The following is a 21537-nucleotide window of genomic DNA, read 5'->3' as shown; positions in this document are numbered from 1 at the left end:
TCAGCGCAGCACTTCGATGAGGGTGGCGTTGGCGGTGCCTCCGCCCTCGCACATGGTCTGCAGTCCGTAGCGGCCACCGCGCGCCTCCACCTCGTTCAGGAGGCTGGCGAGCAGCCGCGTGCCGGACGAGCCGAGCGCGTGCCCGAGCGCGATGGCGCCGCCGCGCGGGTTGAGCTTGGACGGATCCGCGCCGAACTCCTGCCGCCACAGCAGCGGCACGGGAGCGAAGGCCTCGTTGACCTCGTACGCGTCGATCTCGTCCAGCCCCACGCCGCTGCGGTCGAGGAGCTTGCGGGTCGCGGGCAGGATGCCCGTGAGCATGAGCAGGGGGTCGCTCCCGGCGACCGCGAACGAGTGGAACCGGGCGCGTGGCCGCAGGCCCAGCCGCTTCGCGGCGTCCGCGCTCATGATCAGCGTCGCTGACGCGCCGTCGGTGAGCGGCGACGAGTTGCCGGGGGTGATCTTCCACTCGAGCTCGGGGAAGCGCGCCGCCAGCCGGTCGGTGCGGAACACCGGCTGCAGCTGCGCGAGCTTCTCGGCCGTCGTCCCCGGCCGGATGGTCTCGTCCGCGACGACGCTGCCCGAGTCGGGCGTCGGGACGCCCACGAGCTCGCCGTCGAAGGCGCCGTTGGCCGCCGCCCACGCCGCGCGGCCATGCGACTCGGCGGCGTAGTCGTCGAGCTGCGCGCGGCTGAAGCCCCAGCGGTCGGCGATCAGCTCCGCCGCGACGCCCTGGTTCACCAGGCCCTGCGGGTAGCGCGCCTTCAGCAGCTCGCCACCGAGGGATGCGCCCTGCACGTTGGATCCCATCGGCGCACGGCTCATGGACTCCACCCCGCACGCGATGACCACGTCGTACGCGCCGGACAGCACGCCCTGCGCGGCGAACGCCGCCGCCTGCTGACTCGACCCGCACTGCCGGTCGATGGTGACCGCCGGCACGCTCTCCGGGAAGCCCGCGCTCAGCACCGCCGTGCGTGTGATGTTGCCGGCCTGCTCGCCCGACTGGGTGACGCATCCACCGATCACGTCGTCGACGACCGCCGGGTCGATGCCCGTGCGGGTCACCAGCTCGATCAGCACACCGGCCAGCAGGTCGGCCGGGTGGATGTCGGACAGCTCGCCGTCCGGCTTGCCGCGCCCCGACGGGGTGCGGATCGCGTCGACGATGACCGCTTCGGTGCGCGCCATCTCAGGCTCCGAACGGGTTCGGCGTCAGCGTGTACTTCGTGTTGAGGTATTCATGGATGCCCTCGAACCCGCCCTCGCGGCCGAGCCCCGACTGTTTCACGCCGCCGAACGGAGCCGCCGCATTGGACACGACACCGACGTTGAGGCCCATCATCCCCGTCTCCAGCCGCTCGATCATCCGCTGACCGCGGGCGAGGTCCTTCGTGAACACGTAGGAGACCAACCCGTACTCGGTGTCGTTCGCGAGCCGCACGGCCTCGTCCTCGTCGGAGAACCGGATGATCGAGAGCACCGGTCCGAAGATCTCCTGCCGCAGGATCTCGCTGCCCGGCCGCACATCCGTCACCACCGTCGGCTCGAAGAACGTCCCCGTCCCCTCGACGCGGCCGCCGCCGGTGAGGACGGACGCGCCGCGCGTGACCGCGTCCTGCAGGAGCGAAGCGGCCTTGTCGATCGCGTCCTCGTTGATCAGCGGACCGATCGTCACGCCCTCCTCCGTGCCACGTCCGACGCGGAGCCCGTTCACCCGCTCGGTGACGCGCCGCGCGAACTCGTCGGCGACGTCCTCGTGCACGATGAACCGGTTGGCCGCCGTGCAGGCCTCGCCGATGTTGCGGAACTTGGCGAGCATCGCGCCGTCGACGGCCTTGTCGAGGTCGGCGTCGTCGAACACGACGAACGGAGCGTTGCCGCCGAGCTCCATGGAGGTGCGCAGCACGTTCTCCGACGCCTGCTGCAGCAGCTTGCGGCCGACCTCGGTCGAGCCGGTGAACGACAGCTTGCGGAGGCGGGAGTCCGCGATGATCGGCGCCGAGACCTTGCCGGACGTGGTCGTGGTGACGACGTTGAGCACGCCGCCCGGGAGACCGGCATCCTCCAGCAGCTTCGCGAAGTAGAGCGTGGTGAGCGGGGTGAGCTCGGCCGGCTTGATGACCACGGTGCAGCCCGCGGCGAGCGCCGGGGCGATCTTGCGGGTGGCCATCGCGAGCGGGAAGTTCCACGGGGTGATGAGGAAGCAGGGGCCGACGGGATGCTGACTCACGATCATCCGGCCGGTACCCTCCGGGTTGGCGCCGTAGCGGCCCTGGATGCGCACCGCCTCCTCCGAGAACCAGCGCAGGAACTCGCCGCCGTAGGTGACCTCGCCGCTCGCCTCGGCGAGCGGCTTGCCCATCTCGAGCGTCATCAGCAGCGCGAACTCGTCCCGCCGTTCCTGCAGCAGGTCGAACGCGCGACGGAGGATCTCCCCCCGTTGACGGGCGGGCGTGGCCGCCCAGTCGTCCGCGGCGGCGACCGCCGCATCCAGGGCCCGGATGCCGTCCTCCGGGGACGCGTCGGCGATCTCCTTGATGCGGTCGCCGGTCGCGGGGTCGAACACGGGGAACGTACCGGCCGAGCCGGACGTCCACTCTCCCCCGATGTACAGCCCGTCGGGCACGCGCTCCAGCAGAGCCTTCTCATCCATCCGTCGCATCCTCCTGTTTCGTATCGTTCGTCGCGTCGTCGCTCGCCACGGCCGCCTGAACGAGAGGCGCCGAGCGGTGGTCGATGGCGGTGGTCAGCGCGATGACGGTCGACGTGCGCACGATCGCCGGCGCGCTCGCGATGCGGCCGATCACCCGCTGCAGGTCGACGTTCGAGCGGGCCACCGCGCGGATCATCAGGTCGCCGGGCCCCGTGATCGTGTGCACTTCCAGCACCTCGGGGATGCCGCTCAGGTGCTCGACGAGCTCCCGGCTCGGCCCGCCTTCGCCCTGCAGGTCCGCCGTCACGAACGCCGTCACGGGGAAACCCAGCCGCCCGGTGTCGACCGTGGGCGCGAAGTCGCGCACCACCCCTGTGCGCTGCAACCGATCGAGCCGGGCCTGCACGGTCCCGCGCGCGACCCCCAGCCGACGCGACGCCTCGAACACACCCAGCCGCGGCTCAGCCGTCAGCAGAGCGATCAGCTCGGCGTCGAGCCTGTCGACCATGCGGCCCTCCTTCGGTCCTCGCACATCGTACGACGCAGGGTACGCGCTCAGGACGGTCTGACCGAAGCTCCCAGGAACGGCAGCGCAGCCTGCTTGAACCCGCGCGCGCTCAGCGTCGTCACGTGGTTGCGCTTGGGCAGTGTCACCAGCTCCGCCCCGAGCAGCCGCGCCGCCTCGTCCGCGCCCTCGGCCACGGGATCCGCATCCCCGACCACGAGCATCGTCGGCACGGTGCTCGCCAGCGGCAGCGGATGCTGCGCCATGCCCGCCGCGCAGGCCGCCAGCGCCTCGCGGTCGATGCCGGGGGCCGTGCGCAGGGAGGCCAGGAGCGGCGCCAGGGGATTGGAGGCGTCCAGCATCGACGCGTCGTCGCGCAGCGCCGCCTGCACCGCGGACACGCCCCAGCGGCCGAACTGCTCGACGGTTCCGACGCCGCCCACCACGGCGCGACGGACGCGCTGCGGGGCCATTCCGACCAGCGCGAGCGACACCCAGCTGCCCATGGAGTAGCCGATCACATCCACGCGGTCGACGTCCTGTTCGTCCAGCACCGCGACGAGATCCTGCGCGAGGAGGTCGGGCGAGTACGCCTCCGGGGCGTGCGGGGCGTCGCTGCCGCCGTGGCCGCGCAGGTCGGGCACGATCGCGCCGCGACCGGCGTCGGCGAGCGCCTGCACCCATCCCGTCGCCTCCCAGGTCTGCGCGCCGTTGGAGGCGAAGCCGTGCACGAGCAGGACGGGATCGGCACCGGGATGCCGGTCGACGTGGAGGTGCGTCATCCTCCCACTCTCGCCGACGCCTCCTCGGCGGGCAAGCGGGGCGCGTCGCCGACCTTCGCGCGCTCGATGTTGGTCCGGTCGTGCCACAGCTTCGACGGCCACCAGATGGCGCGCCCGATGTCGTACGACGCCGCCGGGACGAGCAGCGAGCGCACCACGACCGTGTCGAGCAGCACCCCGAACGCGACGATGAACGCGATCTGCACGAGGAACAGGATCGGGATGACCGCGAGCGCCGCGAAGGTCGCCGCCAGCACGATCCCGGCCGACGTGATCACGCTGCCGGTCAGGCCGAGGCCGCGCAGGATGCCGGGCCGCGTGCCGATGTGCAGGGACTCCTCCCGCACCCGTGTCATGAGGAAGATGTTGTAGTCCACCCCCAGCGCCACCAGGAAGACGAACCCGAACAGCGGCACCGACGCATCCGCCCCCGGGAACCGGAAGACGTCGTTGAAGACCAGCGCCGAGACGCCGAGCGCCGCGGCGTACGAGAGCACCACGCTGCCGATCAGGAGCACCGGCGCCAGGATCGACCGCAGCAGCAGCATGAGGATCACGAGGATCACCGCGAGCACGATCGGGATGATCTTCGTCAGGTCGCTTTGTGCGGTCTCGTTCGTGTCCAGCGCGATCGCCGTGACGCCGCCGACCAGCACCGAGCCGTCCGTGGACAGCGTGCCGCGCAGGTCCCTGACGACCGACTCAGCCTTCGCCGAGTCCGGTTCGGAGGAGAGGGTCGCCTGGATGAGCACGTGGCCGTCCTTGACGACCGGCTGCGCGTTCGCGCCGGGACGCCCGCCGCCGGTGTAGAACGCGGCCGATGCGATCCCGTCGGTCTTCTCGGTCGCCGCCAGCACGGCATCCTTGTCGGCTTCGGGCGCGACGATGAGCACGGGCGAACCGGAGCCGGCGTCGAAGTGCTTCGCCACGATGGCCTGGCCGTCGACCGCATCGGACTGCGAAAGGATGACGTCGGTCTGCTGCACGCCGTTCGCCTTCAGCTGCGTCAGGCCGAGGGCGCACGCGGCGAGCAGCACGAAGGAGACGATCCAGGTGACCCGCGGGCGGCGGGCGATCAGGCCGCCGACGCGGCGCCACAGCCCGTGGACGCCCTCCAGCCCGGTGAGCGTGACGCCCTCCGCGCGCTTTCGGGGCCGGCCCCCGACGACCGGGCGGAACGGCCAGAACGACGCGCGCCCGAAGACCGCCAGCAGCGCCGGAAGGAGCGTCAGCGCCGAGAGGAGCGAGAACACGATGCCGATCGCGGCGATCGGGCCGAGGCTCTTGTTCGAGTTGAGGTCGGAGAACAGCAGGCACAGCAGGGCGAGGATGACGGTCGCGCCACTCGCGAGGATCGGCTCGAACGACGCCCGCCAGGCGCGCAGGATGGCCACCCAGCGCGACGGCTCCTGCTCCAGCGCCTCGCGGTAGCGGGCGACGAGCAGCAGGGAGTAGTCGGTCGCAGCGCCGATCACCAGGATCGAGAGGATGCCCTGGCTCTGCCCTGAGAGCTTGATCCAGCCCCACAGCGCGAACAGGTACACGAACACGATGGCGGCGCACAGCGCGAACACCGACGTGAACAGCACGAGGAACGGCAGCAGCAGCGCGCGGTAGACCAGCAGCAGGATGACGAACACCGCCGCGACGGCGACGAGCAGCAGGATGCCGTCGATGCCGCCGAAGGCGTTCACCAGGTCAGCGGTGAGGCCGGCGGGGCCGGTCACCCAGACCTTCGCTCCGGAGGGGACGTTGTCCGCCGCGGCGGCCCGCAGGTCGGAGACCACCGTCTTGACCTCGTTCGAGTCGGAGACCGGCACGATGTACTCCACCGCCCGGCCGTCTTGCGACGGGATGGGGCCGGCGACGCTCGTCGTCTCGCCCTCGGGCGGCGCCTGGACGCCCTCCACCTTCCCGAGCGCGGCGGCGAGGTCGGCATACGAGGTGCCGAGCTCGCTCTTCGGGATCGTCTGGTCGGCCTCCACGACGACGATCGCCGGGATGGCGCCCGAGTCGGTGAACCGCTTCTGCCAGTCCTGCACCTCGGTCGACTCGGCACTCGCCGGGAGGAAGGCCGCCTGGTCGTTGCTCGAGACGCCGGAGAGCTTGCCGAACGTCGGGCCGCCGATCCCGGCGAGCGTCAGCCAGATCAGGATGAGGGCGGCGGGAACGACGATGCGCAGCCAGCGGGCGGGCTCGCGGATAGGGCGCTTCTGGGCGGTCTCCGCCGTCTCGGTCGACACTTAGCCTCCTGATTACTAGATGAGCTAGCAATCAGGATAGCCGGAAGTCCCGCGAGCGTCCATGCCCGCGGCGGTCAGGCGACGAGTTCGGCCCCGGCGTGGGCCAGCTCGGCGAGTGCGGCCTCCGACGTCGCCGGCGCGACTCCCGCGATCAGCGAGGTCAGCACGCGCACCGAGCGACCGTCTTCCAGGGCGTCGAGCGCCGACGCGCGCACGCAGTAGTCGGTCGCGATCCCGGCCACATCCACCGAATGGATGCCGTGCTCCTCCAGCAGCTCGCGCACGGTCGCGCCCGAGTCGGTCCGTCCCTCGAACAGCGAGTACGCCGGCACGCCCTGGCCCTTGTGCACGTGATGGGTCACCCGGGCCGTGTCGAACGCGGGGTGGTACTCCGCGCCCGGCGTCCCGGCGACGCAGTGGACCGGCCAGCTGCTCACGAAGTCCGGCTCGCCGTCGCCCGCGAAGTGGCCGCCGTTGTCGTTGTCGCCGTCGTGCCAGTCTCGGCTGGCGACGATGATGTCGTACTCGTCGGCGTGCGCGCGGAGGTGGTCGGTCACGCCCCGCGCCACCGCCGCTCCCCCGTCGACGCCCAGGGCGCCGCCCTCGGTGAAGTCGTTCTGCACATCCACGATGAAGAGCGCCTTGCCCATCCGTCCTCCCGGGGTCGGTGACCGGCCGCGCGCGGCTCAGCCGTTGGAGAGATTGTCTCCGCATTTGTAGAAGCCGGCGACGAGGCTGTCGATCGCCTGCTTGGCGTTGTCGCCGACGTTCCCCAAGGCGAACACGGCGAACGTCAGCGGTGTTCCGTCGGCGGCGTTCACGATCCCCGACAGCGTGTAGCCGTGGTCGATCCACCCGGTCTTGGCGAAGACCGACCCGCGGGCGACCGAGCTCGACCCGGTGAAGCGGTTGTAGCCCGGGCCGAGCGTGCCCGACTTCCCCGCGACCGGGAGGCCGTCGTAGACGACGCCGAGCCCGTTCTGGCGGTTCAGCACCTTGATGAAGAGCTGGGTGAGGTACGACGGCGGCACCGCGTTGTCGTTGCTCAGTCCGGAACCGTCGGCGATGTGGATGCCCGAGGTGTCGATCCCGTAGCCTTTGAGCCCGGCGAGCACCCCCGCGTTGAGGGCGTCGAAGGTGTTGCCCGCGCCGTTCTTGATGGCGACCAGACGGGCGAGCTCCTCCATGATCGTGTTGTCGGAGACGCGCATGGCCTGGTCGATCAGCGTGGTCACCGGCTGCGACTGCACCACGCCGAGCTGACGGGCGCCGGCCGGAGCGACGCCCTGGCTGACGCCGACGCTCGTGCCGAGGTACTGCTGGAAGTACTGCACGGCGCGCGACACCGGGTCCGTGCTGCGCGGAGACTCCACCGCGGTCGGGTCGTCCCGGTCGCCGTCGACCATCAGCGACGTCATGTACGGGGTCGAGCCCTCGACGACACGCTCCTCGCGCTCGTCCCAGCTCGGCTGCCAGAACGGCGCGCCGAAGAGGGACGCGTCCACGACGATCGAGGTGATCGGCTGGCCGCCCATGGCCTGCTTCACCTGATTGGCGAGGTCCTGGATCTTCGGTGCTCCGGTGTAGAACGACGCCTGGCCGTCCGGGAGACGCGAGAGCGTCACATCCCCGCCGCCGACGATGACGACCTGGCCCGGCGTGCTGCCTGCGACCACCGTGGTCGAGACGCGGTAGTCGGGGCCGAGGGTGGCGAGGGCGGCCGCCGATGTCAGCGTCTTCAGCACGGACGCCGTGGGCGCGGGCTTGACGCCGTTGCGGTCGAACAGGGTCTGGCCGGTCTTGGCGTTGACGACCTGCGCCTCAAGCGTGCCGAGACGCCCGTCCGCGGCCAGCCCGCCGACCGAGCAGGTGCGGATGCGCGTCGCCGCCGCCTGGTTGGCGGGGACGGGACGAGCGGGGTCCACGGTCGGGGTGGGCGTCGGCGTGGCCGAGCGGGTCGGCGTGGGCTTCGCGGTCGCCGTCTCCGGAGCACCGGCCGCGGCCGCGGGGGCACCGACGGTGGCGCCCAGCGCGACGCTGCCCGTGCCGAGGAGGAGGAACGCGACGGCCGCTCCGGCGGCCATCCAGGTCTTGGGGTGCTTGCGGATCGCGGCCATCGCACCGGCGGCGACGCCGGCGGCACCGGCGGGTCGCGCGGCGGCTCGGCGTCCCGAACCCGTGGTGGTGGGGGGCTCCGATTCGTGCATCCGGGTATGCTACCTGGGCTTTCTGAATGCTGCTATTTCGCTTTGCGCCGGATCTGGAACCATCCGGGCCCGTCCGGACAGTAGAGGGTATGAGCACGGAAGAGTTCGACGAGGCCGCGGCCTGGTCGGCGGCACGCGGCGGGGACGGCCCCGCTTTCGCGTCGCTGTTCGACCGTCACCGCGACCGCGTCTTCGGTCACGCGCTGCGGTTGACGCGCCAGCCGCACGACGCCGAGGACGTGACCGCCGCCGTCTTCCTGGAGGCGTGGCGCAAGCGCGAGTCGGTGCGGCTGGTCGACGGATCCATCGTCGGCTGGCTGCTCGTCACCACCAACTACGTCGCACGCAACCACGCGCGCGGCCTCCGCCGCTACCGCAGCGCGCTCGCCAAGCTCCCCGCCCGGCGCCGCAAGAGGACCACGCACCCGACGTGGACGAGTCCCTCGACGGCGCCGGGCGGGACCGCCAGGTACGGGAGGCGTTCGCGAAGCTCAGCAAGCGCGACCAGGACGTCATCACCCTCTGCGTGCTCGAAGAGCTCACCACCGCACAGGCCGCGGAGGCGCTCGGGGTGCCGGAGGGGACCGTCAAATCCCGCCTGTCCCGGGCCCGCACCCGCCTCGCAACGCTCGCGTCGCCGCTGGCGGGCGAACCCGGTACCGACACCACGATCCTCGAAGGAGGTGCACGATGAGCACCACGGACTTCACCCCCGAGCGCAGCGCCGCCATCCGGCAGCTGCTGATCGACACCGTCGCCGACGAGCCGCGCCGCCGCAAGCGCCTCCAGATCCTGCTCACCAGCATCCTCTCGGGCGTCGCGATCGTGCTCGCCGGCGGGACGGCCGCGCTCGCGCTGTCGGGGGTCATCCACCTCGGCGGGGGCGACACGCCGCCCGCGCCCGCGCCGACGCCGACGCAGACGGTCACGCCGACGCCGACACCCACCCCGACGCCGACGCCCACACAGCGACCGATCGTCCAGACGGCGCCGGTGCTGCCCCACGACGTGAGCAGCCTCCGGCCGACGACACGCTGGTCCCTCGACCTGCCCGGCGACTCGGACTGCACCGGAACCACCGGATACACGCTGAGCGAAGGCCGCGTCGTCTACGTCTCCGGCCTCCGGCCCAAGGAGTACGAGGGCTCTGACTGCATCAACCACCTCGGTGAGGACTTCGGCGTCACCCTCGTCGACACCTCCGACGGGACGGTGCTGTGGCAGCGGGAATGGAAGTACGCCTCGGACACGGTCGACTTCGGCACCACCTTCCAGGTGCTGGGGACGACGGGACGAGCGGTGTTCCTCACCGGCCAGCCCGACGATGGGCCGCACGATGTGCTCGATCTCGCGACCGGCGCGACGATCGCCACCTTCGACCGGCCCGGCTGGACGGACTTCGAAGCGAACCGCGACATGCGAGCGCTAGGGGACGACTCGGGGGATGTCGTCCTGATCGAACATCGGCGTGACGCCGATGGTCGCTCGATCGGCGGCGACGTCATCACGCGGGCGGATCCGAGAGACCTCGCGCATCCCCGCTGGACTCAGACCCTGGATGTGAGCGAGGCCAACCTCGGCTACCAGCTGCCGGGTGGAACCGCGATGTCGCTCGAGAACGGTCAGCATGTGCAGACACGCGGTCCCCGTGCGGTGGATCGCATGCTGGATTTGGAGACCGGCACCACGACACCGCTCGACGCCATCGAAATCCAGAAGCTGAGTCAGGTCCTGCTGGCGAGGACGTACGGCCAGAACGGCTCACCGAACGCGATCACGGCCTACGACGGCGACGGGACGAAGCTGTGGTCGCGGGAGGTGTCCTCCTCGATGATGGTGTTCCCGGCCGTGACGCCCGGAACGGTGCCATCGGTCGTATTCGGATCAGAGGACACCGACACGGGTGAACTCTTCGTCGCCGATACGAAGACCCTCACCCTCATCGATCAGCTGACCGGCACCGTCCGGTGGTCGATCCCGACCCCGATATGTGTGGCGGACGGCCACCAACCGTTCGCCCCTATCCTCGACCTCCAGCGGGATGTCTTCCTCTTCCGGTCCACCCACGCCGACTGCGCGCTCACCCACGGCAGCGGTGAGCTGGTGAATTCCCCGGCCATTCCGTGGGATCCGTATCTCGTCATCTTCGGCCAGACCACGTGGTACGGCGGGTACAAGGGCGAGGCCGATCCGGGATCGGCCCACGACTTGGCGACAGGCGAGCGGATCTGGACGCGCGAGCGCCACGACTGGGAGAGCTGGTCGTTCGACGGCGGCTACCTCGTCAGCCAGTCGGGCAACCACATCGAGTCGATCGGCTGACACAAACCGGGGGGAAACAGGGGGAAACAGGGGGACGGCGAACGGCCCGCGGATCGGGGGAACCGCGGGCCGTTCGTCATTTCCTCTTCTTGTGCAGCGCCTCCGGCTTGTGGACGGCCTCCTTGCCGCTCTTGTCGCTCTTCACGAGGTACTGCGGATCGTCCTTCGACGCCTTCACCGTGCGGCCGGCCGCCTCGGTGTCCTCGGTGATCTTCTTCTCGACCTCGCCCGGCACATCCACCCCGTGGGAGGACCACTCGACGTGGTCGCCGCGCTTCAACTCATCCGCCATGCCCGCAGCCAACCACCGCCGCGCCGCCCGCGCCAGGCCGTAGGGTGCAGGAGGGAGGCACGATGAAGAAGGAGACCGGCCGCATCGAGGCGTTCAGCGACGGCGTGTTCGCCATCGCGATCACCCTGCTCGTGCTCGACCTCGGCGTCCCCTCCCCCGGCCGCTTCGCCGAGACCCTGCTCGCCGACTGGACGAGCTATCTCGCCTACCTCGCGGCGTTCCTGACGATCGCCAGCATCTGGCTGCACCACCACTCGGTGTTCCAGCACATCGCACGCGTCGGGCCGGCGGTCCTGCTGTTCAACCTGCTGCTCCTGCTCGGCGTCTCGCTGGTGCCGTGGCCGACCTCGCTCATCGCCGCGGCCATCCGGGACGGCTCGCGCTCCGACGAGGTCGCCGCCATCGCCGTCTACACGATCACCTCGGTGCTGGTCAGCATCGCCTGGGCCGGTATCGGCTTCTCGCTCTCCCGTCATCCGGAGTGGCTGCTGCATCCCGACGACGCGCGATGGATGCGCGTCACGGGCTACCAGGCGGCGCTCGCGGCAGTCCCGTCGCTGGTCGCGGCGGCGGTCTCACCGTTCGCGCCGCTGGTCTCGCTGCTGATCTTCCTCCTGGTGCCGCTCTACTTCATCCTGGTCACGACCATCCGCCCGGCGCCGGGGGCTCACGGCACGGCGGAGACCAGGTAGTTGTCGAAACGGACGGTGATCGGCGTCGCCGTCGCCGTCGCCGAGAGGTACGCGCGCAGGCCCACGAGGCCGGCGGACTGGAGGCCCGCTGTGGAGTCGGTGACGCTCACCTGCCAGGCCGCGGGCTCGGCCTGGGTCGCCGGCCACACCTTCGCCTGAAGCGTGGTGGGCGACGTGCCGACCACCTGCATACGGAGAGTCAGCTGCTGTCCCGGGCTGAAGGTGACGCCGCCGATCGCCGCGGACTTCACCGTCGTGCCGCTCTGCAGCAGCTGCACCTGGACCGCTCCCGCCGAGTTGATCCACGCCCGGCCTTCGTAGGAGGCGGAGCCCACCTGACGGCCGATCGTCGACACGTAGACCCCTCCGCCGGTCGGGGCGACGTCGGTGGTGAAGGTCACCGTCGAATCGCTGCGCGAGGTCGAGACCGAGCCGAGGGTCTGCGTCTTGGACGCCCCTGCAGGATCGATCATCTGCCCGAACCCGGATCCGACGTTGTACGACGCGCCCGAGCCGGACCCCGTCCAGCTGCCGCCGGTGTCCGCCGTCCCCCACCCGCTCGACACGGTCCTCTGGAACGTGTCCTTGGCGAGGGTGGTGCCCGACGTCGACGAGACCGTCACCTGCTTCGACGTCGAGGCCGTCGCGCCCTGGTTGTCGGTCACCTTCAGCGTCACCGTGTAGGTCCCGGCGGCCGCGTAGGCGTGTCCGGCCGTCGCTCCGCTCGCCGTCCCGCCGTCACCGAACGTCCACGCGTACGACGCGATCGACCCGTCCGGATCGGAGGAGGCCGTGCCGTCCACGGCTACCGTCAGCCCATTGGTCCCCGCGGTGAACGAGGCGGTCGGGGGCTGGTTCGGCCCGCTGCCCAGGATCGTCACGCTCGGGCCGGTCCGGGAGATCTGGTTGCCGTCCGGGTCCGTCACCGTGAGCGTGTAGGTGTGCCTGCTCCCGGGGACCAGACCCGTGTCGGTGAAGCTCATTCCCGGCCGGTTCCAGAACACGGTCGACTTGCTGACGGTGGAGATCGGATGCGCGGTGTCGCCGTCCCTCGCGAGCGCGTAGGTCAGATTGACGTTGTCGAGATCGTAGGTCGACGTCCACGACACCTTCGCCTGCCCGGCGACCGTCGACGTCGGGCTCGGGGTCAGCGCGGTGTTGTTGTTCGGCCCCATCGTGCTGCGCTGGACGGCGTCCGTTGCGAAGCGGGTCAGACCGTACTGGGCGACGCCGTTGACCGTCGGGAACTCGCCGCCGACGACCACGTACCGGGTGTCGCCGGCGATCGTCCAGGTCGCCTGCCCCTGTCCGGTGAAGGTGCCGGAGGTGAAGTCGGGGTACCAGTTGAGCAGCGTCGGTGCGGGCTGGCCGCGGAAGTTGTAATAGGACGTGTTGCCGTCGTTCGTCAGCGTCCCGGTCCTCGCCTTCGAGAAGGCCAGCGTGTGGTGGTACGAGCGTGGATTGGTCTCCGGGAAGCCTCCGACGTTCCCGCAGAAGTGCGGGTGGCCGGTCGCGTAGAGCACGCTCCCGATCGCCGCGACCGAGTAGGTGTCGCCGTGGCAGTCCTCGATCCAGATGAGGGCGCCCGTGACCGCGTCCGCGGAGAAGCTGCCCTCGAGGTTGCCGCCCGGTCCGAAGACGTATCCGGAGCCGTACACTCGGTCGGAGGTGGCGACCAGTGACATGATCGCCGCGTTGTTGCCGGCGTCGCGGACGATGGAGTTCGCGGGGAACGGCAGCGCCGCTCCCGTCGATCCGTCGAGCATGGCGAGCCCGTAGTGGGACGCGCCGTTCACGTTCTTGAAGGCGCCGCCGGCGTAGACCCGGCTCCCGTCCGGGCTGACCGCCATGGCCCACACCGTCGCGTCGGCGGAGGCGTTCCAGGAGCTGATGAGCGCGCCGTTCGACGCGTCGATCTTCGCGATGTAGCCGCGGGCCGTCCCGTTCACGCTGGTGAACGTCCCCCCGGTGTAGACGGCCGTGTTGGTGGCGGCGAGCGCGCGCACTTGACTCTGCATGATCGGGCGGAAGGAGCTGATGATCTGGCCGGTGGCGGTGCTGACCGCGACGATCCGGTAGTAGTTGCCGCCGCCCGCGGTGGTGAAGTCGCCGCCGACGTAGACGCGCGAACCGTCCGGGGAGGCCGCGACGGCCAGCGCCTGAGCATTGAGGGGGATGTTGACCGAGGTCAGCAGCGCGCCAGTGGTGATGTCGTACGCGAGGAGGTTGTTGCGCGGCGTCGTATTCGATCCCGCGGGAGACCCCGAAGGACGTGCCGTGGTGAACTTGCCCGCCACCCAGACGGTATTGCCCACGACCTTCTGCGCCCACGCCACACCGTCGATCTGCACCGTCGGCAGCGCGGACGCGCCGACGGTCGGCGGCGAAGCGGGATTGGTCGGGTCGGGGGGCATCGTGTCCGCCCCGGCGGGGGTCGCGGCGGCCAAGCCCCCCGCGACGAGCAGCAGCGCGCTGAGCGCGGCCGCGATGGTGCCGATCTTCCGGGTTCGGCGTGGCGTCTGGTTCGGGTCCATAGCAGCCTCAACAGATTTGATAGAATCTCATCTTTTGCTCAGGCTACGCCGTTTTCGCGGCCACGGCGAAGAAAAAACCCCGATCGGGACCGATCGGGGCTGATGGAGCCGCCCAAGGGAATCGAACCCTTGACCTTCTCATTACGAGTGAGATGCTCTGCCGACTGAGCTAGGGCGGCGTGGGCCGGGCTTCCGCTCGACGCACAGTCAGATAGCTTACCCGATCCGGCGGCCTGGTGACGACCAGCTGGGGTCCGGTCTCAGCGAACCTGCGTGCCGAGCGCGGAGAGCTGCTGGAAGGAGCTGCGCAGCCGGTCGGACAGCGGCTCGACGCCGCCGTGATCGGCCCAGCACGACCAGGCGTGCCGCATTCCCGCGAAGGCGACGTAGGTGACGAGGCGTGCGCGCTGGTGCAGCGTCTCGGGGTCGTCCACGAGCTCGGGATCGTCATGGGCCAGCCGGCGCTGCACGATGCCGCTGAGCGCGTCCTCGAACTTGTGCATGCTGGCCATGCGCAGGGCGAAGAGCTCGGGGTTGTCCTTCAGCAGCGCGCGCCGCATCGTATGCAGGCGCTGCATGCTCGCGGGGTCGGCGCCGTCCGGCTCCGCGCCGGTCTCGCCGCGCGTGTCCCCGCTCGTGTCCCCGAGGTCGATGGCGGCGACCAGCAGCGTGCTGATCCCGTCGAGGATCGGCTCCTCCGGCCCAGCGGTCACGAAGCGGTCGATGCTCTGCTCGTCCGGCAGTTCGGGGAGCTCGCCGATGATCGCGGATTCCTTCGACGGGAAGTAGTTGAAGAACGTCCGCGGCGACACGTTGGCGACGTGGCTGATCTCGTCGATGGTGACGCGATCGAAGCCGCGCTCGCTCGCGAGCTCGACCGCGGCGAGCTGGATCGCGCGCTTGGTGGCGATGCGCTTGCGCTCGCGGAGGCCCAACTCGTTGAGTGTGGATTCGGTGGCCGGAGAAGACACGGAACCGATTATTTCATTGTCTGCAAAATTGCACCACTCGTCAGCAGGTGGTGCCGTCGGCCGGGACCGTCCCGTGGACGAGATAGTCGTCGACAGCGCCGTTCACGCACGAGTTCGACTTGTTGTAGGCGGTGTGTCCCTCGCCCTTATAGGTCAGAAGGTGGCCGTTCTGCAGCTCGGACGCAAGGTTCTTCGCCCACACGTAGGGGGTCGCCGGGTCGTTGGTCGTGCCGACGACGAGGATGGGCGCCGAGCCGTCCGCGGAGATCGGTCCGCGCTGCACGCTGGTCTTGTACGGCCAGTTCGCGCAGCCGATGTCGCCGTACGCCATGTACGGGCCGATGACCGGCGCGGCCTTCGCGAGTTGAGCCGCCTGTGCCCGCATGGTCGCCGGGTCGGCGTCGTAGCTGTAGTCGAGGCAGTTGATCGCGACGAAGGCCTCCGTCGAGTTGTCGGAGTAGGTGCCGTCGGCATTGCGGTCGTTGTACGTGTCGGCGAGCGTGAACGCGACCGAGGCGCTCCCCTGCATGACCGACTCGAACAGCTTGTCGAGGTACGACCACGCGGTCGCATCGTAGAGCGGCGTGATGATCGCGGTGACCAGGGTGTTCGCGCCGAGCTCGCGGCCGTCGGAGTTGCGGATCGGACTCTTGTCGACCGACGCGAGCAGCTGCGCGATCGTGTTCATGGCGTCGTCGACCGTGCCGTCGAACGGGCAGTCCTTCTGCGTCAGGCAGCTCTTGAGATAGGCGCGCAGCGCGCTCTCGAAGCCCTTCGCCTGCACCTGGGTGACCTCGAAGTTGCTGGCCGCCGGGTCGAGCGCGCCGTCGAGGACGAGCCGGCCGGTCTTTCCCGGGTAGAGACCCGCGTACACCGCGCCCAGGTAGGTGCCGTAGGAGTAGCCGAGGTAGTTGAGCTTCTTGTCGCCGAGGGTCGCGCGCAAGAGGTCGAGGTCGCGTGCAGCGCTGACGGTGTCGACTTCGGGGAGCGGCGCGCCGGTGTTCTTCTGGCAGGCCGTTCCGAAGTCCTTCGCCACCGTGGTGTTCTCGGCGATCCACTGGTCGGACCCGCGCTCACCCGGCGTGATGCCGTAGAGGTACTGGTCCATCTGCTTCGCGTCGTAGCACTTCACCGCGGTCGAGCGGCCGACCCCGCGCGGGTCGAACCCGACGATGTCGAAGTGGTCCTGCAGGGTGGCGTCGGCGACGAAGTCGACCGAGTCCTTGACGAAGTCGAATCCGGACGCGCCAGGACCTCCGGGGTTGGTCAGCAGCGACCCCTGCTTGGTGCCCTTCGCCGGCTGGCGGATGAGCGCGAGCTCGATCTGCCCCTTGCCGGGGTCCTTCCAGTCGAGCGGCGCCTTCGCCATCGCGCACTGCTTTCCGCCGTCGCACGACTTCCAGGTCAGGATCTGGTCGTAGAACGGCGCGAGCGCCGCGGAGACCTTCTCCGGTGCCGGGGTGGAGCTCGTCGACGCCTTCGACGGCAGGAACCAGGTGACGCATCCCGTCAACGTCAGTGCAAGGACGGCGGCGATGGCGATCACGGCGGTGCGGGCGGCGCTCCGGGAGGTCACAGGTCGGTCCCTTTCCGCGCGTTCGCTCCGCGCAGGATCGTGGTCAGCATGGCCTCGAGCGCCAAGGCCGGGGCGACGTTGCCGTCGATGCGCTCACGCGCCGTGGTGACGGCGTCCATCGCGGCGAGCGTAGTGGCCGGAGTCGTGTGGGTGCTGAGAGCGTCGAGCTCGCGCCGCAGCTCGCGGTTGACGAGCTCGCTGTCGCTGCCGAGCTGCAGCATCATCACATCGCGGTACAGGGAGAGGAGGTCGACGAGGATGCGGTCGATGCCGTCGCGAAGGCTGCGCGTCGCGCGCCGCTTCTGGTCCTCCTCGAGCTGGCGCAGCTGTCCGCGCAGAGCGGGCGGAATGGTTCCACCCGGCTCGATGCCGAGCGAGCGGAGCGCGTGCTCCCGCTCCTCCGCATCCCGCTCCTCGGTGATCGCCTTCGCGTCGGCCCCGGCGATCTCGAGCAGCGTGGCGGCCGCGAGCACCGCGTCGGACACCGACCGGATGCCCAGCGCCAGCTCCAGCGTCTGCTCCCGGCGGCGGCGTGCCTCCTCGTGGGTTGCCAGGCGGTGCGCCATGCCGATGTGACTCTGCGCGTGCCGGGCGGCGCGTTCCGCGGTGTCGGCGTCGACGCCGTCGCGGCGCTGGATGAGCTCCGCGACGTCAGCCACGCTCGGGACCCGAAGGCGGACGGTCCGGACGCGGGACCGGATCGTGGGCAGCAGGTCTGCATCGCTCGGCGCGCACAGGATCCACACCGTTCGCTCCGGCGGTTCCTCCAGCGCCTTGAGCAGGACGTTGGAGGTGCGTTCCGTCATCCGGTCGGCGTCTTCGATGACCATGACGCGGTAGCGGCCGACCGAGGGTGAGAACTGCGAGCTCGCGACCAGCGAGCGGACCTCGTCGATGGAGATGATGACGCGCTCCGTGCTGAGGACCGCGAGATCAGGGTGTGTGCGCGCCTCGACCTGGCGGCGAGTGGCGAGGTCGCCCTCGGGTGTCCCCGGGCTGAGCAGCGCCGTGGCGAAGGCGTAGGCGAGGTTGGAGCGCCCAGAGCCGGGCGGCCCGGTGATCAGCCACGAGTGCGTCATGCTGCGCGAGGTGCTCGCGCCGTTCGCAGCGGTCTCCGAGCCCTCTGCGGCGGCGCGGACGATCGCGATCGCGTCGTCCTGCCCCGTGAGCTCGTCCCAGACCGTCATGCTCTCCAGGCTAGCTGGCACCGCGGACACCTCGTGCCCGCGTTGGCCTTCGGTGGATAAGTCAGACCCGGCCCGCGAGACGGTCGCGGATGTCGGCGGCGATCTCGTCCACTGGACGGCCGGCGTCGACGACCAGGAACCGCTCGGGCTCGGCCTCGGCGAGGCGGAGGTAGGCCGCGCGGACCCGTGCGTGGAAGTCGGACCGCTCCGCCTCGAGCCGGTCGTAACGCGTGCGCGAGGCGTCGAGTCGGGCGCGGGCGGCGTCCTCGTCGAGGTCGAGCAGGATGGTGAGATCCGGCAGCAGACCCTCAGCCGCCCAGAGCGAGAGCTCGCGGATCTGGTCGGCATCCAGCACCCGACCGGCACCCTGGTACGCGACGGACGAGTCGAGGTAGCGGTCCTGCAGGACGACCTCGCCGCGCGCGAGCGCCGGGCGGACGACGGTGGCGACGTGGTGCGCTCGGTCGGCCGCGTAGAGCAGCGCTTCGGCGCGCGGAGCGATGTCGCCGCGGTGGTGCAGGACGATCTCGCGGATCTCGACGCCCGCGTCGGTGCCTCCCGGCTCGCGGGTGCGCACGACGGTCCGCCCGAGGCCCGTGAGCCACTCCTCGAGCAGGGCGGCCTGGGTCGACTTGCCCGTGCCGTCCCCGCCCTCGAGGGTGATGAAGAGGCCGCCGGTCACTCGGCGGACTTCTTCGCGGCCGCCGATCGGGTCGTCGCCGACTTCGCGGCCGCCGGCTTCTTGGCCGCGGTGGTCTTGGCCACGGTCGTCTTCGTCGCCGTCTTCGCCTTGGCCGTGCTCGCCTTCGCTGTAGTCGTCTTGGCGGCCGTCTTCCGGGCCGGCTTCTTGGCCGGGCCCTTGGCGCGCTTGTCGGCGAGCAGCTGGACCGCCCGATCGAAGTCGACCTCGTCCACCGTCTCGCCGCGCGGGATCGTCGCGTTGGTCTCGCCGTCCGTCACGTAGGCTCCGAAGCGGCCGTCCTTGATCCGGATCGGCTTGCCGCTGACCGGGTCGGCGTCGAACTCCTTGAGCGCGCTGGACGCCCGGCGGTTGCCGTACTTCGGCTGAGCGAACAGCTCGAGCGCGCCTGCCAGGTCGACATCGAAGATGTCGTCCTCGCTCGGCAGCGACCGCGTGTCCGTGCCCTTCTTCAGGTAGGGCCCGTAACGGCCGTTCTGCGCCTGGATCTCGTCCCCGCTCTCGGGGTCGGCGCCCACGACGCGCGGAAGACCGAGCAGCTTGAGTGCCGTGTCGAGGTCGAGGGTCGCGAGATCCATGGACTTGAACAGCGACGCGGTGCGCGGCTTCTCGGCGGACTTCTTCGGCTTCTTGGCCGGCTCGCTCACCTCGCCCGTCGCGGAGTCGACGGTACCTTCGTCCTCGGGATCGGCCTCGGTCACGTACGGACCGAATCGCCCGTCCTTGGCGAGGACCAGCTTGCCGTTCTCGGGGTTGGTCCCGAGGACGCGGTCGGTCTGCACCGGCGCGTCGATCAGCTCGCGCGCCTTCGCGGGCGTGAGCTCGTCGGGCGCCAGCTCCGGCGGGATGTTGACCCGCCGCGGGGTCGCGTCCGGAGCAGCGTCGGGCTCGGCGACCTCGAGGTACGGCCCGTACTTGCCGATGCGGAGCGTCACCCCGTCGTCGATGGTGATCGAGTTGATGCTGCGGGCGTCGATCTCACCGAGGTTGTCGATGACGCGACGGAGCCCCTTGTGCTTGCCGCTGCCGAAGTAGAAGCTGTTCAGCCAGTCGACGCGCTCGGCCTCGCCGTCGGCGATGCGGTCGAGGTCGTCCTCCATCTCGGCGGTGAAGTCGTACTGCACCAGGTCGCCGAAGTAGTCCTCCAGCAGCCGGACGACCGAGAACGCCACCCAGCTCGGGACCAGCGCCTGACCCCGCTGCGTGACGTAGCCGCGGTCGATGATGGTCGAGATGATGCTCGCGAATGTCGACGGACGGCCGATCCCCAGCTCCTCGAGCGACTTCACCAGGCTGGCCTCGGTGTAGCGAGGCGGCGGGGTGGTCTCGTGCCCGTCGGCCGCGACGTCCTGCACGCTCAGGGGCTGCTTCTCGGAGAGCGGCGGCAGCTTGGCCTCGGCGGACTCGGACGCGTTGCGCTCCTCGTCCTTGCCTTCCTCGTACGCGTTGAGGAAGCCGCGGAACGTGATGACCGTGCCGCTCGCGGTGAACTCGGCGACTGTGCCGTCGAGCGGTCCCTCGGTGATCCGCGCCTCGACGGTGACGGATGCGGTCTGCCCCTTGGCGTCGGCCATCTGCGAGGCGACGGTCCGCTTCCAGATGAGGTCGTAGAGCCGCAGCTCCGGCCCACGGAGCGATCGCTCGAGTTCGGCCGGCGTGCGGAACGTCTCGCCGGACGGCCGGATCGCCTCGTGCGCCTCCTGGGCGTTCTTGCTCTTCGACGCATAGGTGCGGGGCTTGTCCGGCACCGTCTCGGGACCGTAGAGCTTGGCGGCCTGCGCACGCGCTGCGTTCGTCGCCTGCTGCGACAGCGACGCGGAGTCGGTTCGCATATAGGTGATGTAGCCGTTCTCGTACAGCGACTGCGCGACGCTCATCGTCTGCCGCGCGGAGAAGCGGAGCTTGCGCGCCGCCTCCTGCTGCAACGTCGAGGTGGTGAACGGCGCCGCGGGGCGCCGCGAGTACGGCTTGGAGTCGACCTTGGACACGGCGACGACCGTGCTGGGGGCGCGGACCGCCTCGGCGAGCGTCGTCGCCGCGGCCTCGTCGAGGGTCCGGGCGTCGGAGGTCAGACGTCCGTGGTCGTCGAAGTCGCGTCCGGTGGCCACGCGGGTGCCGTCGAGCCGGGCCAGCCGGGCCTCGAAGGCGTTGGCGTCCTCGGGCGCGAGGCGAGCGGTGAGCCCCCAGTAGGAGGCCGGGACGAACGCGAGGCGCTCGCGCTCCCGGTCGACCACCAGCCGGGTGGCGGCGGACTGCACGCGCCCGGCGGAGAGGCCGGGACCGACCTTGCGCCAGAGCACCGGCGACACCTCGTAGCCGTAGAGGCGGTCGAGGATGCGGCGCGTCTCCTGGGCGTCGACGAGCGCGGTGTCGATCTCGCGGGTGTTGTCGCGGGCCTTCTCGATGGCCTCGCGGGTGATCTCGTGGAACACCATCCGCTTGACAGGCACCTTGGGCTTCAGCACCTCGACCAGGTGCCAGGCGATCGCCTCTCCTTCGCGGTCCTCATCCGTCGCGAGGAGGAGCTCGTCGGCGTTCTTGAGGGCGCGCTTGAGGTCGGCGACCGTCTTCTTCTTCTGATCGGAGACGACGTAGTAGGGCTCGAACTCGTTCTCGACGTCGACGGAGAACTTGCCGAGCGAGCCCTTCTTGAGCTCCGGGGGCAGGTTCTTCGGCTCGATGAGGTCGCGGATGTGCCCGACCGAGGCCATGACCTCGTAGCCGTCGCCCAGGTACTGGGCGATGGACTTCACCTTGTTCGGCGACTCGACGATGACGAGCTTCTTCGTGTCGGGCACGTGACTCCTCTTATATATGCACTCGCTGTGTCGTCCACAGCTGACGGCGACGTCCACGACTGGACGGGTGTG

At 70.2% G+C, this 21537-nt stretch carries 16 protein-coding genes, 1 tRNA gene and 1 pseudogene; 3 read left to right on the top strand and 15 right to left on the bottom strand.

Annotated features, from left to right (window positions below):
* The 7 genes from A0130_15110 to A0130_15080 all read right to left on the bottom strand — a co-directional run bounded on the left by A0130_15110 (position 1) and on the right by A0130_15080 (position 8270).
* Entirely contained in the window at positions 1-1191 is a 1191-nt protein-coding gene (locus tag A0130_15110) for an acetyl-CoA acetyltransferase (GenBank protein ID ANF32808.1), read from the bottom strand.
* Between the two features lies 1 nt (position 1192).
* The gene (locus A0130_15105; GenBank protein ANF32807.1) at positions 1193-2656 is read right to left on the bottom strand and encodes an NAD-dependent succinate-semialdehyde dehydrogenase; all 1464 of its coding nucleotides are present in this window, start codon (positions 2654-2656) and stop codon (positions 1193-1195) included.
* Positions 2649-3164 carry an AsnC family transcriptional regulator gene (locus tag A0130_15100; protein ID ANF32806.1) on the bottom strand — a complete coding sequence of 172 codons (516 nt, stop codon included), beginning with the start codon at positions 3162-3164 and terminating at the stop codon, positions 2649-2651. The genes A0130_15105 and A0130_15100 overlap by 8 nt, the downstream gene beginning before the upstream one ends.
* Positions 3165-3211: 47 nt before the next feature.
* The gene (locus A0130_15095; GenBank protein ID ANF32805.1) at positions 3212-3943 is read right to left on the bottom strand and encodes a hypothetical protein; all 732 of its coding nucleotides are present in this window, start codon (positions 3941-3943) and stop codon (positions 3212-3214) included.
* A complete protein-coding gene (locus A0130_15090; protein ANF32804.1) occupies positions 3940-6186 on the bottom strand; it encodes a hypothetical protein in 2247 nt (748 codons plus the stop codon). The genes A0130_15095 and A0130_15090 overlap by 4 nt, the downstream gene beginning before the upstream one ends.
* 74 nt (positions 6187-6260) lie before the next feature.
* Positions 6261-6836 (bottom strand): nicotinamidase, encoded by a 576-nt coding sequence (locus tag A0130_15085; GenBank protein ID ANF32803.1) that lies wholly within the window; start codon positions 6834-6836, stop codon positions 6261-6263.
* Positions 6837-6872: 36 nt separating this feature from the next.
* Positions 6873-8270 carry a D-alanyl-D-alanine carboxypeptidase gene (locus A0130_15080; GenBank protein ANF33480.1) on the bottom strand — a complete coding sequence of 466 codons (1398 nt, stop codon included), beginning with the start codon at positions 8268-8270 and terminating at the stop codon, positions 6873-6875.
* A gap of 212 nt (positions 8271-8482) precedes the next feature.
* Between A0130_15080 and A0130_15075 the strand changes: the two are divergent.
* Positions 8483-9087: pseudogene (locus A0130_15075) on the top strand (hypothetical protein).
* The gene (locus A0130_15070; protein ANF32802.1) at positions 9084-10715 is read left to right on the top strand and encodes a hypothetical protein; all 1632 of its coding nucleotides are present in this window, start codon (positions 9084-9086) and stop codon (positions 10713-10715) included. The pseudogene A0130_15075 and the gene A0130_15070 overlap by 4 nt, the downstream one beginning before the upstream one ends.
* A gap of 76 nt (positions 10716-10791) precedes the next feature.
* Here the strand turns inward: A0130_15070 and A0130_15065 are convergent, their stop codons facing one another.
* Positions 10792-11007, bottom strand: a complete 216-nt coding sequence (locus A0130_15065) for a hypothetical protein (protein ID ANF32801.1) — start codon at positions 11005-11007, stop codon at positions 10792-10794.
* Positions 11008-11069: 62 nt separating this feature from the next.
* On the opposite strand from A0130_15065, the gene A0130_15060 reads away from it, so the two are divergent.
* Positions 11070-11699: a hypothetical protein gene (locus tag A0130_15060; protein ID ANF32800.1), complete on the top strand. Its 630-nt coding sequence runs from the start codon at positions 11070-11072 to the stop codon at positions 11697-11699.
* Here A0130_15060 and A0130_15055 read toward each other — a convergent pair.
* From A0130_15055 to A0130_15025, 7 genes are all read right to left on the bottom strand, one after another.
* The gene (locus A0130_15055) at positions 11675-14233 is read right to left on the bottom strand and encodes a PKD domain-containing protein (protein ID ANF32799.1); all 2559 of its coding nucleotides are present in this window, start codon (positions 14231-14233) and stop codon (positions 11675-11677) included. The genes A0130_15060 and A0130_15055 overlap by 25 nt on opposite strands.
* A 103-nt stretch (positions 14234-14336) precedes the next feature.
* Positions 14337-14412: transfer RNA gene (locus A0130_15050), tRNA-Thr, on the bottom strand.
* Between the two features lie 81 nt (positions 14413-14493).
* On the bottom strand, positions 14494-15204 hold the full coding sequence (locus A0130_15045; GenBank protein ID ANF32798.1) for a TetR family transcriptional regulator: 711 nt from the start codon (positions 15202-15204) through the stop codon (positions 14494-14496).
* Between the two features lie 40 nt (positions 15205-15244).
* A complete protein-coding gene (locus A0130_15040) occupies positions 15245-16780 on the bottom strand; it encodes a peptidase (protein ID ANF32797.1) in 1536 nt (511 codons plus the stop codon).
* A complete protein-coding gene (locus A0130_15035) occupies positions 16777-17967 on the bottom strand; it encodes a DNA polymerase III subunit delta' (GenBank protein ANF32796.1) in 1191 nt (396 codons plus the stop codon). Before A0130_15035 ends, A0130_15040 begins: the two co-directional genes overlap by 4 nt.
* A 61-nt stretch (positions 17968-18028) precedes the next feature.
* Positions 18029-18649 carry a thymidylate kinase gene (locus A0130_15030; protein ANF32795.1) on the bottom strand — a complete coding sequence of 207 codons (621 nt, stop codon included), beginning with the start codon at positions 18647-18649 and terminating at the stop codon, positions 18029-18031.
* Positions 18646-21465 (bottom strand): DNA topoisomerase I, encoded by a 2820-nt coding sequence (locus A0130_15025; protein ID ANF32794.1) that lies wholly within the window; start codon positions 21463-21465, stop codon positions 18646-18648. Before A0130_15025 ends, A0130_15030 begins: the two co-directional genes overlap by 4 nt.
* Between the last annotated feature and the right edge of the window lie 72 nt (positions 21466-21537).

This window comes from Leifsonia xyli (assembly GCA_001647635.1).
GTDB lineage: Bacteria > Actinomycetota > Actinomycetes > Actinomycetales > Microbacteriaceae > Leifsonia > Leifsonia xyli_A.
This window is presented reverse-complemented; position numbering and strand designations above follow the sequence as displayed.

Bases quoted from the DNA above. Each gene is read 5' to 3' on its own strand.
- A0130_15110 (ANF32808.1), bottom strand. From the start codon at position 1,191: ATGGCGCGCACCGAAGCGGTCATCGTCGACGCGATCCGCACCCCGTCG.
- A0130_15105 (ANF32807.1), bottom strand. From the start codon at position 2,656: ATGGATGAGAAGGCTCTGCTGGAGCGCGTGCCCGACGGGCTGTACATC.
- A0130_15100 (ANF32806.1), bottom strand. From the start codon at position 3,164: ATGGTCGACAGGCTCGACGCCGAGCTGATCGCTCTGCTGACGGCTGAG.
- A0130_15095 (ANF32805.1), bottom strand. From the start codon at position 3,943: ATGACGCACCTCCACGTCGACCGGCATCCCGGTGCCGATCCCGTCCTG.
- A0130_15085 (ANF32803.1), bottom strand. From the start codon at position 6,836: ATGGGCAAGGCGCTCTTCATCGTGGATGTGCAGAACGACTTCACCGAG.
- A0130_15080 (ANF33480.1), bottom strand. From the start codon at position 8,270: ATGGCCGCCGGAGCGGCCGTCGCGTTCCTCCTCCTCGGCACGGGCAGC.
- A0130_15070 (ANF32802.1), top strand. From the start codon at position 9,084: ATGAGCACCACGGACTTCACCCCCGAGCGCAGCGCCGCCATCCGGCAG.
- A0130_15065 (ANF32801.1), bottom strand. From the start codon at position 11,007: ATGGCGGATGAGTTGAAGCGCGGCGACCACGTCGAGTGGTCCTCCCAC.
- A0130_15060 (ANF32800.1), top strand. From the start codon at position 11,070: ATGAAGAAGGAGACCGGCCGCATCGAGGCGTTCAGCGACGGCGTGTTC.
- A0130_15055 (ANF32799.1), bottom strand. From the start codon at position 14,233: ATGGACCCGAACCAGACGCCACGCCGAACCCGGAAGATCGGCACCATC.
- A0130_15035 (ANF32796.1), bottom strand. From the start codon at position 17,967: ATGACGGTCTGGGACGAGCTCACGGGGCAGGACGACGCGATCGCGATC.